This window comes from Eikenella sp. HMSC061C02 (assembly GCF_001809035.1).
In the GTDB taxonomy this organism is placed as follows: Bacteria; Pseudomonadota; Gammaproteobacteria; order Burkholderiales; family Neisseriaceae; genus Eikenella; species Eikenella corrodens.
This window is the reverse complement of sequence record NZ_KV795542.1, coordinates 100,896-114,131: the sequence shown is the minus strand read 5'-3', so window position 1 is coordinate 114,131 and position 13,236 is coordinate 100,896. Positions and strand designations below refer to the sequence as shown.

12 protein-coding genes, 1 other RNA gene and 1 pseudogene are annotated in these 13,236 nt (G+C 55.4%); 8 read left to right on the top strand and 6 right to left on the bottom strand.

Going from position 1 to position 13,236, the window contains the following annotated elements; translation table 11 throughout:
* Positions 1-26 precede the first annotated feature (26 nt).
* Complete coding sequence (gene glmU / locus HMPREF2541_RS05515; RefSeq protein ID WP_070542148.1) at positions 27-1,397, bottom strand: bifunctional UDP-N-acetylglucosamine diphosphorylase/glucosamine-1-phosphate N-acetyltransferase GlmU; 1,371 nt, start codon at positions 1,395-1,397, stop codon at positions 27-29.
* A 93-nt stretch (positions 1,398-1,490) separates the two neighbouring features.
* Positions 1,491-1,760 (bottom strand): hypothetical protein, encoded by a 270-nt coding sequence (locus HMPREF2541_RS05510; protein ID WP_003824232.1) that lies wholly within the window; start codon positions 1,758-1,760, stop codon positions 1,491-1,493.
* 194 nt (positions 1,761-1,954) lie between these two features.
* Between HMPREF2541_RS05510 and HMPREF2541_RS11920 the strand changes: the two genes are divergently transcribed.
* Positions 1,955-2,866 carry a hypothetical protein gene (locus tag HMPREF2541_RS11920; protein WP_049257643.1) on the top strand — a complete coding sequence of 304 codons (912 nt, stop codon included), beginning with the start codon at positions 1,955-1,957 and terminating at the stop codon, positions 2,864-2,866.
* A gap of 97 nt (positions 2,867-2,963) precedes the next feature.
* Positions 2,964-3,545: a hypothetical protein gene (locus HMPREF2541_RS05500; protein WP_049259034.1), complete on the top strand. Its 582-nt coding sequence runs from the start codon at positions 2,964-2,966 to the stop codon at positions 3,543-3,545.
* Between the two features lie 105 nt (positions 3,546-3,650).
* On the opposite strand, the pseudogene HMPREF2541_RS05495 reads toward HMPREF2541_RS05500, so the two are convergent.
* Together HMPREF2541_RS05495 and HMPREF2541_RS05490 are read right to left on the bottom strand one after the other, a co-directional pair.
* Positions 3,651-4,190, bottom strand: a pseudogene (locus HMPREF2541_RS05495) (MFS transporter); the annotation flags it as partial.
* A 113-nt stretch (positions 4,191-4,303) separates the two neighbouring features.
* Positions 4,304-4,954, bottom strand: coding sequence for a pyrimidine 5'-nucleotidase (locus HMPREF2541_RS05490; RefSeq protein ID WP_070542146.1), 651 nt, complete (start codon positions 4,952-4,954; stop codon positions 4,304-4,306).
* A gap of 203 nt (positions 4,955-5,157) precedes the next feature.
* Here HMPREF2541_RS05490 and fba point away from each other — a divergent pair, with 203 nt between their 5' ends.
* From fba to ffs, 5 genes are all read left to right on the top strand, one after another.
* On the top strand, positions 5,158-6,225 hold the full coding sequence (gene fba, locus HMPREF2541_RS05485) for a class II fructose-bisphosphate aldolase (protein WP_003824241.1): 1,068 nt from the start codon (positions 5,158-5,160) through the stop codon (positions 6,223-6,225).
* 253 nt (positions 6,226-6,478) lie between these two features.
* Entirely contained in the window at positions 6,479-7,627 is a 1,149-nt protein-coding gene (locus HMPREF2541_RS05480) for a homoserine O-succinyltransferase MetX (RefSeq protein WP_049259036.1), read from the top strand.
* Complete coding sequence (gene metW, locus HMPREF2541_RS05475; RefSeq protein WP_003824245.1) at positions 7,614-8,195, top strand: methionine biosynthesis protein MetW; 582 nt, start codon at positions 7,614-7,616, stop codon at positions 8,193-8,195. Before HMPREF2541_RS05480 ends, metW begins: the two co-directional genes overlap by 14 nt.
* A gap of 222 nt (positions 8,196-8,417) precedes the next feature.
* On the top strand, positions 8,418-8,696 hold the full coding sequence (locus HMPREF2541_RS05470) for a hypothetical protein (RefSeq protein ID WP_003824246.1): 279 nt from the start codon (positions 8,418-8,420) through the stop codon (positions 8,694-8,696).
* A 228-nt stretch (positions 8,697-8,924) separates the two neighbouring features.
* Positions 8,925-9,022, top strand: an RNA gene (ffs, locus tag HMPREF2541_RS05465) — signal recognition particle sRNA small type.
* 81 nt (positions 9,023-9,103) lie between these two features.
* On the opposite strand, the gene HMPREF2541_RS05460 is transcribed toward ffs, so the two are convergent.
* Together HMPREF2541_RS05460 and rsgA are read right to left on the bottom strand one after the other, a co-directional pair.
* The gene (locus tag HMPREF2541_RS05460; protein WP_023887177.1) at positions 9,104-9,298 is read right to left on the bottom strand and encodes a hypothetical protein; all 195 of its coding nucleotides are present in this window, start codon (positions 9,296-9,298) and stop codon (positions 9,104-9,106) included.
* A gap of 177 nt (positions 9,299-9,475) precedes the next feature.
* A complete protein-coding gene (gene rsgA, locus HMPREF2541_RS05455; RefSeq protein WP_003824250.1) occupies positions 9,476-10,351 on the bottom strand; it encodes a ribosome small subunit-dependent GTPase A in 876 nt (291 codons plus the stop codon).
* A 132-nt stretch (positions 10,352-10,483) separates the two neighbouring features.
* Between rsgA and dxs the strand changes: the two genes are divergently transcribed.
* Positions 10,484-12,364, top strand: a complete 1,881-nt coding sequence (gene dxs, locus HMPREF2541_RS05450; RefSeq protein WP_070542144.1) for a 1-deoxy-D-xylulose-5-phosphate synthase — start codon at positions 10,484-10,486, stop codon at positions 12,362-12,364.
* Positions 12,365-13,236: the final 872 nt, after the last annotated feature.

Sequence of the window (13,236 nt, the reverse complement as noted above, 5' to 3'; positions counted from 1 at the left end):
GCATGACTGCTAATCTACGTCAGCCCCTATTTTTTCTCCTTCTCAGGCCGTATCCAGCCCGGGATAGTGGTTTGGCGGGCGCGGGTGAGGGTGAGTTCGCCTTCGGGGCAGTTGCGGGTGAGCGTGCTGCCGGCGCCGGTGGTGGCGCGGTGGCCGATAGTGAGCGGGGCAACCAGCATATTGCCGGAGCCAATGAGCACTTCGTCGCCGATAACGGTTTGGTGTTTGTGCACGCCGTCGTAGTTGCAAGTGATGGTGCCGGCGCCGATGTTGCTGCGGCTGCCGATTTGCGCGTCGCCGAGGTAGGTGAGGTGGTTGGCTTTGCTGCCGCGGCCGATGGTGCTGTTTTTCACTTCCACGAAGTTGCCGATGTGCACTTCGTCGGCCAAGTCGGCATTGGGGCGCAGGCGGGCGAAGGGGCCGATGCGGGCGCTGTTGCCGATGCGGCAGTTTTCGAGGTGCGAGAAGGGCTCGATAACCGTGTTGTCGCCGATTGCCGCGTTTTTAATCACGCAGTTGGCGCCGATGGATACGTTGTTGCCGAATTGGTTGTCGCCTTCTAGCACCACGTTCACATCAATCACCACATCTTGGCCGTGCTGAAGGCTGCCGCGCAGGTCGAAGCGGGCTGGATCGCGCAGGGTGAGGCCGGCTTGGAGCAGGCTTTGCGCCTGTTCGCGTTGGAAGATGCGCTCGAGTTCGGCGAGTTGGATTTTATTGTTTACGCCGGCAGCAAGGAAGGAGGAGGCTACCTGAACGGGATGCACGGCTACGCCGTCGGCGCGGGCAAGGGCGATGACGTCGGTGAGGTAGTATTCGCCTTGGGCATTGTTGCTGGAGAGGCTGCCTAGCCAGCTGGCAAGGTGTGCGTTGGGCAAAACGAAAATGCCGGTGTTGGTTTCGCGGATGGCTTTTTGCTCGGGCGTAGCGTCTTTTTCTTCCACAATGGCGGCCACTTGGCCGTTGGCCTCGCGGATGATGCGACCCAACCCGAAGGGGTTGGGCGGGATGTCGGTGAGTAGGCCGATTTCGTTGCCGGCGGCTTGCAGCAGCTCTTCTAGCGTGGCGCGGTTAATCAGCGGCACGTCGCCGTAGAGCACGAGGGTGCGGCCGGTGTTGCCAAGGTGCGGCAGGGCGGTTTGTACGGCGTGGCCGGTGCCGAGCTGTTCGGTTTGCTCCACCCAGCGGATGCCTTCGCGCTGCACTTGTTCGCGCACCTGCTCTTTGCCGTGGCCGATCACCACGTTGATGCTTTGCGGGCTGAGGCTTCGTGCGGTATCGATAACGCGCTCGAGCATGGTTTGGCCGCCGATGCGGTGCAGCACTTTGGGAAGGGCGGAATACATGCGCGTGCCTTTGCCGGCGGCGAGGATAACGATATGGAGGGGCTGGTGCATGAGGGAGCTTTCTGGAAACGATTTCGTTGAAATGATGGTTTTCAGGTAGCCTGCTTGGGGCTACCTGAAAAAAGAGGATTCAAACTGCCGATATTAATGGCTGCTTGGCGCTTCGGGCACGCTGTCGCCGCTCCAGGTGGTGCGCGGCACGCTGTGTTGGTGTTGTTCGCGGGTAACAGGCACGGGCACGGGGCGGTATTCGTTGTAGCGTTGGTCGCGGGCGAAAGTGCCGTCTTGGTATACCACGGGCGTGCCCGGGGCGTAACGCTGGCGCAGGCCGGTTTTGCCTTGTTGGTCTTGGTAGGTTTCCCAAGTGCAGGCGGAAAGGGCGATGAGGGCGAGCAGTAGAACGACGGGGCGCATGGCTTTATCCTTTTTCTGTTGTGAGACAGGTGTTGCTTTGGGTGCCAATTATAACGCGAACAGCCGGGGCTGGCTGTAGGGCTACCTGAAAAAGGAAAGATGGATTTTCATTAGGTTGAATCTTACGTTGTTAGGTGGCTTTCTATACTAATTCGTGCGATTTTAAATTTGTATCAAGACAAAGGGAAAAGAATATGCATGAACGGCAAGACAACCGCTATGCGCCGCCGTTGAGTATGGCGGAAGAAGCTGCACACACGGTGGGCGGACAATATTTGGCTGTGGCCAACTCGTTACCGTCGAGGCGGGCATTTGCTTGGTTTGGGGCGGCTTGGGCTTTGTTTCGGCAGCGGGCTGGTTGGTGGTTTGGGCTGGTGTTGGTTTGGACGATACTGTCGTATATTTTGGCGGCAGCGATGCAGGCATTTATGCCTTCAGTTATTCCTTTTTTCCCTGCCGTGCGAGATTTTGCCGCCGTGTTTGCCACGGCGGGGGTGGTTTATGCGGCAGAACGGGTGGAGCAGCAAGCTCGTATTGATTGGCGTGCCAGTTTGGTGGTGTTGGTGCGGTGTGCAGGAGCATTGGTGCTGCTGGGTTTGTTGAATGTGGTGTTTGAACAACTGCTGCTTCGGGTGGGGGCAAGACTGGAGGACTATGCTATGCAGATGGCGTTTCAGTCGCCATCATCGATGCTGTTGGGGCTTGTGTCTTTGATAAATTCTTGGAAATGGCTATTTTTTATGTTGGCCTATCTGCTGCCGAACGGCGTAGCGCCGATGTTGGTCGTGTGCCGCAGGATGGGCGCGGTGCGGGCTTGGGCAGCAGGTTGGCGCGGGATGGGGCGCAATGTGGGCGGTGTGGTGCTGGCTGTGGCGTTGGCAACATTATTGGGCTTGGCTGTGCGGCTGGTAGTGGGTGTGGCTGTGGTGTTAGCTCAGCCCGAATTGACAATGCTAGGGACGATTGATGCGGTACCGCCCGTGTGGATGATTCGGGTGGCGTCGCTGGTGAACAATATGGTTGGCTTAATGCTGATGCTGGTGTTGTATGCGGCGTGTCGGGATGTGTTCTTTAAAAGAGAAACAAGTGTGAAACAGGCTACCTGAAAAATTATTTAGTTTGCTGGATACGTAGGTGGTGGAATGGTATACAGTATCAGGGTGGCAGTTTGCCGGTTAATTAATTGGAAAAAAGGAGAAAATCATGAAATGTTTGGGTTTGGTGTTGGCCGCTTGTGCGGCGATGAGCGGGGCATATGCTGCTCCGGCATGGGACACGGGCTATGCCTATGGGGCAAACCATTGTTATGGTTTCCACGTGCCAGCAGGCTGGACGCAGGATAACCGGCTGCTGGCCGATAAGGGCGTGCCGATGGTATTTCTGCCGCAAGACGGCAGGCTGCGTGCGGCGCGAGTGATGATTTACGCGGGCAGCATCGGCCGCAAGCCGAGCGAGAGTTTTACTGCGGCCGTGCGCGGGCAGGTGAATGATGTGGTGGCACAATATGCCCAATCGAATGAGCGCATACGGCCGGCCATGCTGCGCCGTATCCGTGCCCGCGACGGGGTGAGCGGCGAGTTGTGGCGGTTTACCGTTTACAGCAACGGCGGGCAGGAGCTGGTGGCTTATTTGCCTGGCAGCCGTTCGGTGAATTATTTTGTGGCGCAAATCCCCGCGCAGGCAGATGCGGCGGCTGTGGAAACCGCTATCCTGGCTTTGGCTGCCAGCTACCACGAGCGGCTGTCGTGCCCACCGTGCCGTGGCGAAGGATGTGCATCGGAGTGATGATGTAATAAGCAAGAGGCTACCTGAAACGAGTTTTGTGAGTTTTCAGGTAGCCTTTTGCTTGGTTGGGCATAAATTCTAATCGCTGCTTTTGCTGTGCGGCTTGATCACACGCCAGTGGGTGTGGTCGATGATGATGCCGGAGAGGGTGGGGCCGAGCGCGGGGGCGGCGGTAAACATCATGGTGATCACGCCCATGGCTGTGCCGCGCCGGTTGGGCGGAAAAATGTTGAGGATGCCGTTAAACAGCAGCGGCACGAAGAAGGCGGCGGATATGGCCTGCACCATGCGCCCGGCCAGCAGCACGCCGAAATTAGGCGCGAGGGCGCAAATCAGCGAGCCGGCGAGGAAGGTGGCTTGGGTGATGAGCACCATTTTGCGGGTTTCAAACCATTGGATGACGCCGGCGGTAATCGGCGTGAATGCGCCCATCACCAGGAGGAAGCCGGTGGTGAGCCATTGGGCGGTGGTTTTGTCGATGTGGAAGTCGCGCATGATGGGCGTGAGCGCCACGTTGAGCAGGGTGTCGTTCAGGTAGCCGAAGAAGGCACCGATAAAGAGCGTGGCCACGATGGTTTTGGCGGGGAAGCCGGGGCGGTCGGCGAAGTATTCGTGCTGGGTATCGGCAGAATCGGTGTGTTGCATGGGGTGTTCTTTCTTGTTATTCGATTATGGACAAGAGGCTACCTGAAAGCGTGAGCTTCGGCCGGACTACGCAGGCTACCTGAAATCTGATATTGGAATGCAAGAGCCAAATTTTACATGATTTCGCTAGCCAGAGCCTGCAGCTCGTACATATCGCGGGCGATATGGTCGGCACAGGGCTGCGGCTGGGCACGGCTGCCGAACCATACCGTGCACATGCCCAAAGCTTTAGCTGCTTGCAGATTGGCCGGGCTGTCGTCCACCAGCACGCACTGCGGTGGCGGTACGGCCAGTGCAGCGCACACCAGATGGAAGGCTTGCGGCTGCGGTTTGTAGTGCAGGGCAAGGTCGTCCACGCCGAACAGGGCTTCAAAATGGCTGCCCAGCTGCATGGCTTCGATTAGGGCGCGCACATAAAATGCGGGGCCGTTGGAAAACACGGCTTTGCGGCCGGGTAGGGCGGCGAGCGCGGTATCGATATGCGGCATCGGCTGCAAGGCGGCGATGAGTTCGGGCAGATGGTGGCTTTGGCGCAGGAATTCGGCGGGGTAAACCTGCGGATGGTGCTGCTGCAAACCGCCGAGCGTGGCGCCGTAGTGCCGCCAATAGTGCTCGCGCAAATCGGAGGCTTCGAGCAGGCTCAGGCTTAGTTCGCGTGCCATGAATTCGGTCATGCGGCGGTTGATGAGGCGGAAAATGCCCGCATCGGCGCGATGCAGGGTGTCGTCTAGGTCGAACAGCCAAACGGGCTGGGAGGGCGGCATGAGGCTACCTGAAAAATAAAAAACCGAATTATATAGCTGCTTCAAATGAGCATTCTACTGCTTTGCCCGCCGTGCCATACTTGCCGCTACGGTCTACTGCCATGCCCAATTTGAATTGGTGGAACTCACACTCCCGCCATCGGGGCGGTTTGCTGCTATAATCCCACTGATTTTCACAACCAATTATCATTCAGGAGATTGCTATGGCTCTGGTATCCATGCGCCAGCTTTTAGACCACGCCGCCGAACACGGTTACGGCCTGCCCGCTTTTAATGTGAACAACTTGGAGCAGATGCGCGCCATCATGGAAGCGGCCGACCAAGTGAACGCACCCGTTATCGTGCAGGCTTCCGCCGGCGCGCGCAAATATGCCGGCGCCCCCTTCTTGCGCCACCTGATTTTGGCGGCAGTGGAAGAGTTTCCGCATATTCCCGTGGTGATGCACCAAGACCACGGCGCCTCGCCCGATGTGTGCCAGCGCTCTATCCAGCTGGGCTTCTCCTCCGTGATGATGGACGGCTCGCTCCTGGCCGACGGCAAAACCCCGTCTTCCTACGAATACAACGTGGACGTTACCCGCACCGTGGTGAACTTCTCCCATGCCTGCGGTGTGTCGGTTGAAGGCGAAATCGGCGTGTTGGGCAACTTGGAAACCGGCGAAGCGGGCGAAGAAGACGGCGTGGGCGCAGTGGGCAAATTGAGCCACGACCAAATGCTCACCAGCGTGGAAGACGCCGTGCGCTTCGTGAACGACACCGGCGTGGATGCGCTGGCGATTGCCGTGGGCACCAGCCATGGTGCTTATAAATTCACCCGTCCGCCCACAGGCGACGTATTGCGTATCGACCGCATCAAAGAAATCCATGCCGCCCTGCCGAACACGCATATCGTGATGCACGGCTCCAGCTCGGTACCACAGGAATGGCTGAAAGTGATTAACGAACACGGCGGCGGCATCGGCGAAACCTACGGCGTACCGGTGGAGGAAATTGTGGAAGGCATCAAACACGGCGTGCGCAAAGTGAATATCGACACTGACCTGCGCTTGGCCAGCACAGGGGCAATCCGCAAATTCTTAGCCGAAAACCCTGCCGAATTCGACCCGCGTAAATACCTGGCCAAAACTATCGAAGCCATGAAAGGCATCTGCCTGGCCCGCTATCAGGCCTTCGGCTGCGAAGGCATGGCCAGCAAAATCAAACCGATTTCGCTGGAAAAAATGGCCACCCGTTATGCCAAAGGCGAGCTGAACCAAGTGGTGGCGAAGTAATATAGCGAATGCAATTTAAATAGAGGCAACACGGTATCGGTTTAAATGTAATCTGCTATAGCTTGATTTGAATGATGCAACAGGCTACCTGAAATATGTTCAGGTAGCCTGTTTGGTTTGGGGCAAGAGGCTACCTGAAAAATCGGCAGAGCCGTCCCAATGCAGTTTCAGGTAGCCTTCTCCGTTGCCCACCATGAATTTCCCCTCCTCATCCGCTATAATTCACATAAATTAATCACGCCAATTTTTATTTATGAACCCACCCGCTTCCGTGGGCATCGTTACCCCGCAAACCATTGCATTCGAACAGCCCTTTGCCCTGCAAAACGGCGACACGCTGCCCCGTTTTGATTTGATTACTGAAACCTACGGCACACTCAATGCCGATAAGTCCAACGCCATCCTGATTTGCCACGCCCTGTCCGGCACGCACCACGTGGCCGGCCGCCATCATCCGGACGACAAACACCCCGGTTGGTGGGACAACATGGTCGGCCCCAATAAACCGGTGGATACCAACCGCTTTTTCGTGGTCGGGCTCAACAACTTGGGCGGCTGCGCCGGCAGCAGCGGCCCGTTGAGCACCAATCCAGCCACCGGCAAGCCCTACGGTTCCGATTTCCCGATGGTGACCGTAAAAGATTGGGTACGCTCGCAAGCCATGCTGGCCGACCATTTCGGTATCAAACAATGGGCGGCGGTGATGGGCGGCAGCCTAGGCGGCATGCAGGCCTTGCAATGGACAATCGACTTCCCCGAGCGCGTGCGCCACGCGTTGGTGATTGCGTCCGCGCCCAAATTGTCCACTCAAAATATCGCATTTAACGACGTAGCCCGCCAGGCTATCCTCACCGATCCCGACTTCCACGAAGGCCACTACGCCAGCCGCCAAGCCGTTCCCCGGCGCGGCCTGAAGATTGCCCGCATGATGGGGCACATCACTTATCTAGCTGAAGACGGGCTGGGCAAGAAGTTCGGCCGTCAAATGAGGAGTGGCGAGCTGCAATACGGATACGGTATTGAATTTGAAGTGGAAAGCTATCTGCGCTACCAGGGCGACAAATTTGCCGACCGCTTCGATGCCAACACCTACCTGCTCATGACCAAGGCGCTGGATTATTTTGATCCCGCCGCCGATTTCGGCCACAACCTGCACACTGCGCTCGCAGGCGTGCAGGCCAAATTCTTCGTGGCCAGCTTCAGCAGCGACTGGCGTTTTGCGCCGGAACGTTCGCATGAATTGGTGAAAGCCCTGATTAGCGCGGAAAAAGACGTGCAATACATCGAAATCGAATCTTCCCACGGCCACGATGCCTTCCTGATGGAAGACGAGCCGTATTTGAAAGCCGTGAAAGCCTATATAGATAATATCCACAAGGAGTTGGCGCATGAATCTGCGTGACGACCTGCAACTGATTTACGACTGGATTCCCGCTGGCAGTCGCGTGCTGGATTTGGGCTGTGGCGACGGCGAATTGCTGCACGCTCTGGTAAAACACAAAAACTGCAAAGGCTACGGTGTGGAAATTGATACCGACAGCGTAATTGCTGCCATCGCCCGCGGCGTGAACGTGATTCAGGCCGATTTGGAGCAGGGTTTGCAGGCGTTCGGCGACGGCAGCTTCGATGTGATTGTGCTCAGCCAAACCATCCAGGCCATGCAAAACGTGGAAACCATCCTGCGCGACCTCACCCGCGTGGCCAAGGAAGCGATTGTTACCTTCCCCAACTTCGGCTATTGGCGCAACCGTTTTCAGGTAGCCTTCGGCGGGCATATGCCGGTGAGCGAGCGTATGCCCTATGATTGGTACGACACGCCGAATATTCATTGGTGTACCCTCAGCGATTTCGACCGCCTGTGCGCGAAAAACCGCATCCGCGTGCTGGAACGCGCGGTGATGGCCGGCGGCCGGCGTGTATCCTGTCTGCCAAACTTAATGGGTAGCCTGGCGTTTTATCGTGTGGGTTGAATGATAGATTTGTTCTTATAGTTCAGTCTGTTGTATTTATTGTTGGAGAAATTGTTTACAACATACCTAATTCGCCATTTGTTTGATTTAAGTCAAAAGTATCTGCCCGCAGGCAATAGCATCGCCTGCGGGCAAAACGTATAATCAAATTAAAATTTTTATATATTTATAATCAAATTAGATTTTTTATACATTTTTTAATGTAAAGGGAGAGAAGGTAGTATGTTGCGCAATTTTTCAGACAAATTTTCCGGTAACGACGATAAAGGTGACTTTGAGCTGCACTGCCTGATGATGATTATTGAAGATCCGGCACGCCGCCAATGGGCAGCACGCTTGAAAATCACCAAGAAATACGATGTTAGCAACGCCCGCACCACACTGTTGGAAAAATTTGAAAAAGGGTTTGAAAAAGAACATGATGCCCAGCTGTTCGTGTTGGATGAATTGGATGAGTTTCCGATATTCCGCGTTAAGGTGTTGGAAGGGTTCCGACAGTAATTGAGCTGTTGATTTATAAAAAGGCTACCTGAAAGCTGGATTAGGCTTTCAGGTAGCCTTTTTATGAGTGTTGGGTAAGCAGGTAGGTTTTATCTTCGTGATAGCGCAGGCTACCTGAAAGACTGTGGCAGCTGAGTTTGCACTCGTCAGCTATGCCAGTTGAGGCTACCTGAAAATAGTGCCGTCTTGGCAAAACGCATTTGGCTCCGTATAATCCGCACTTCTTATGGCGGGTCTCCCCGCATGCAGGTTTGGGACAAGGGGTCAGGTGCGGAAGCAAGCAGCCCACCCTGAATTCAGCAGTGCCGGGGCTCCGGCTCGCCACCTCATATAAAAACCGCTCCGGTATCACGCCGGAGCGGTTTTGCTATGTATGGCAGAATAGCCGAAACCATTTCAGCAAGAGCTTATTTGTAAAAACGCTCGATAGAGTGAATTTTAAATGCGCTCACTTGACATTTGTCGGCCACGAATTTTTTAAATTCGGCCTGGTTCAGATAGCGCACTTCCTCGCGCGGCAGCTGTAACACAACTTGACGGTTTTGGTTGCTGTTGATGGCATCAGCAATGGTTACAACATAGTTGGTGGTCTTTTTTGGCATAATTTACTCTCTTTAAAGCTGTTATTTTTTAGTGCAAACAGATAAATCATTAATGTTATCTGATAGATTGCTTTTGTAAAAATGGTAAATTATCTATTCTGATTGCGCAAGGTTCGGGAGGGTAAAGATATGCAGAGCTATGTAAATGCAGTCGTGTCGGTAAGCGGCCTTAGAGGGCTACCATTTCTTCATGGATAGTTCATCAGTCAGCTGTTGCAGAAGCTGCAAGCGGTCTGCACGGATATGGCCGGCTTCAACAGCAGCTTTGATGGCGCAGCCAGGCTCTTGGCGGTGGCTGCAGTTGTGGAACCGGCATTGGCCGATGAAGCCGCGCATATCGGGGAAGTAGTGGGGCAGGGAGGCTACCTGAAGATGGTGCAGGCCGAATTCCTGCAGACCGGGGGAATCGATGATGCGGGTGGTTTCGTTTAGGTCGTAGAGCTGGGCGTGGGTGGTGGTGTGCTTGCCAGAGTCGAGGGCGCTGGAGATTTCGTTGGTGCGGGCAATGCTTTGGCCGAGCAGGGCGTTAATCAGAGTGGATTTGCCCATGCCGCTTTGGCCCAACAGGATGCTGGTGTGGCCATTCAACACCGGCAGCAGGGTGTCAGCATCTTGCATGGCGCTGACAGGCAACACGGGATAGCCCAAGCTTTCGTAAAATGCCAGTTTGCTGCGCCATTGTTCCGTTTCCGGCAAATCGGTTTTGTTCAACACAATCACAGCACCGATATCGGCCGCTTCTGCTGCCAGCAGGGCACGTTGTAACAGCAGCTCACTGGGCGTGGGCACGGCAGCCAGTACAATCAGCAGTTGGCTCACATTGGCGGCAATCAGCTTGGTTTTCCAAGCATCTTGCCGATAGAGCAGGCTGCGGCGCGGCAGGAAATCTTCAATCACCGCCTGCTCGGCATTCAGCGGCGTGATGTGTACTTGGTCGCCGCAGGCGAAGTCCACCCGTTTTTTGCGGGTAGTGGCCTCGAAGGAGTGGCCGTCGGCAGTGCGCACGATAAAGCGGCGGCCGTAGCTGGTGATGATTTGGGCGGTGTCGGTCATGACGGAGGGCCGGGTGGGAAAGTGTCATCATAGCAAGGATTGGCGTATTGATGCCAATTTGCCTGCCGTGCCGGGCAGAATGGCTATATAATCCGTCTTTATTTATCCCAATCAATAGGGAACCGCCACACCATGACTACCACGCCGCTTCTCGATACCATCGACTATCCGCAGGATTTGCGCCGTTTGCGCGAAGACCAGCTGCCGCAGCTGGCCGCCGAACTGCGCACCTTCCTGCTGGAGAGCATCAGCCAGACCGGCGGCCATTTCGCCAGCAATCTGGGCGCGGTGGAGCTGGCCGTGGCATTGCATTATGTGTACGACACGCCCAACGACCACTTAATTTGGGACGTGGGCCACCAAAGCTATCCGCACAAAGTGCTCACCGGCCGCCGCAGCCGCATGCACACCATGCGCCAATACGGCGGTTTGGCCGGTTTCCCCAAGCGCAGCGAATCGGAATACGACGATTTCGGCGTTGGCCACTCCTCCACTTCCATCGGTGCGGCATTAGGCATGGCGGTGGCCGATAAACTTTCAGGTAGCCCCAACCGCAGCGTGGCCGTTATCGGCGATGGAGCCATGACTGCCGGCCAAGCTTTTGAAGCGCTGAACAATGCCGGCGATATGGACACCGATTTGCTGGTTATCCTCAACGACAACGAAATGTCGATTTCCCCCAATGTGGGTGCTTTCCCCAAATACCTTGCCGGCAGCCAGGGCAAAGACTGGCGCGATACGCTGCGCAGCATCAAACACAAATCCGAAAAAGTGCTCGACAAATTGCCCGGTGCGCTACACATCGCGCAGAAAGTGGAGCAGCGGCTGAAAAGCGTGCTCGACGGCTCGCGTATCCGCCCCGATTCCCTGTTTGACAACTTCGGCTTCACCTACACCGGCCCGGTGGACGGCCACGACGTGCGGCAACTGGTGGCTGTGCTCAAAGAGATGAAACAGCGCAAAGGCCCGCAGCTTTTGCATGTGCTCACGCAAAAAGGGCAGGGCTACAAACTAGCTGAAAACGATCCGGTCGGTTTTCACGCCGTGGGCAAATTTAATCCCGACCAAGGCCCGGTAAGCGGCGGCGCTGCCCCTTTGAGCTACACCCAAATTTTCGGCCAATGGATATGCGACCAAGCCGCCGTAGATAACAAATTAGTCGCCATTACCCCCGCCATGCGTGAAGGCAGCGGATTGGTGGAGTTTGAGCGACGCTTTCCCGAACGCTATTTCGATGTCGGTATTGCCGAGCAGCATGCTGTTACTTTTGCTGCCGGCCTGGCCTGTGGCAACATAAAACCCGTGGTGGCGATTTACTCCACCTTCCTGCAGCGCGCCTACGACCAACTGGTGCACGACGTGGCATTGCAAAACCTGCCGGTATTGTTCGCCATCGACCGTGCCGGTATCGTTGGCGCCGATGGCCCTACTCATGCCGGCGCCTATGATCTGAGCTTCCTGCGCTGCATCCCGAATATGGTACTGGCTGCCCCCAGCAGCGGCGAAGAATGCCGCTTGTTGCTTTCCACTTGCTATGCGTTGGATTGCCCCACTGCCGTACGCTATCCGCGCGGCGCCAGCGGCAGCACGGCAATCAGCAGCGGCTTGGATACCGTGCCGGTAGGCAAAGGCATGGTGCGGCGGCAGGGCAGGGGAACTGCCGTGTTGGCTTTCGGCAGCATGGTGCAACCCGCGTTGCAGGCAGCGGAACAGCTGGACTTAACCGTGGCCGATATGCGCTTTGTGAAACCGCTGGACGAAGAATTGATTGCCGATTTGGCCGCCACCCACCAGCGACTGGTGTGTATTGAAGAAAACGCCGTGCAAGGCGGAGCCGGCAGCGCGGTGTTGGAAGTGCTGGCCAAACAAGATTGCCACTTGCCTGTGTTGCTGTTGGGCATTGAAGACATCGTTACCGGCCATGGCGATCCGGCCATCCTGCTAGATGACTTGGGATTGAGCGCCGAGAAACTGGCAGCACGGATTGAGACATTTGCACAATCAGTGAGCTGAATGTAGCTATCGTAATATGAGATGATAGTGAAAAGGCTACCTGAAAACTTTCAGGTAGCCTTTAATTGTCTTTAATAACAGGATTAAATTGTTCTTTGAAGTTGGATGGGTGTTAGCTCTTCACCGTCAAACTCTGGATATCGGAGGCGTTAGCCGATAGGCTCAGATTGTTTTCAGGTAGCCTTGAGGTTCTTTTCGGTTAGAATCTTCCCATGGCTTGTGTTTAAGTTTGGCACACCGGGCAATTGAAGCCCGGAACGACCAAGAGACTCACGAGCCTTTTCTTTATTCACAGAATCTGCATGATCGTTACCCAAGCCACGTTCAATATCGCGCATGACCTGAAGCAGGTTATCGCCGGCACATGATTCATCAATCTATTATTCGTAGAGTTACTGCAGCTGAATTTATCGGATTGCCTTGTTGCTTGTCCTGGTTTAGGATGTTTATCTGAAAGGTCGGTGTCTGGCGTAAGATCCCAATGCAATTGAAGCGGATGGGTAGCCTCTGATAGCCGGCCTTCCTCTCTGTTTGCACAATCTATTTTCTGGAATAACTTGAACACTTCACTATCATTAAACCTCATATACCAGATAGGGGCGCTGATAGGTTTAGGTTATTTTTCAGGTAGCCTTGCAGGTTCTTTTCGGTTAGAATCCTGGTACGCCTCAAGGCTTTCATGTTTCCACGACCCATGCCATGAATTTGGGCGTTGGGCATGAAGGCTGGATTACGGAGGATGTCGGGCAATCGGAGCCCGAATCGTTCGTCAATCCGCGAGGCTTTTTCTTTATCTACATAGCGCAACAGGTGGTCAGGCATTTAACGGAACTATAGTATTGTTCGTCTTTGTTGCAGGCTTTCACTAATAG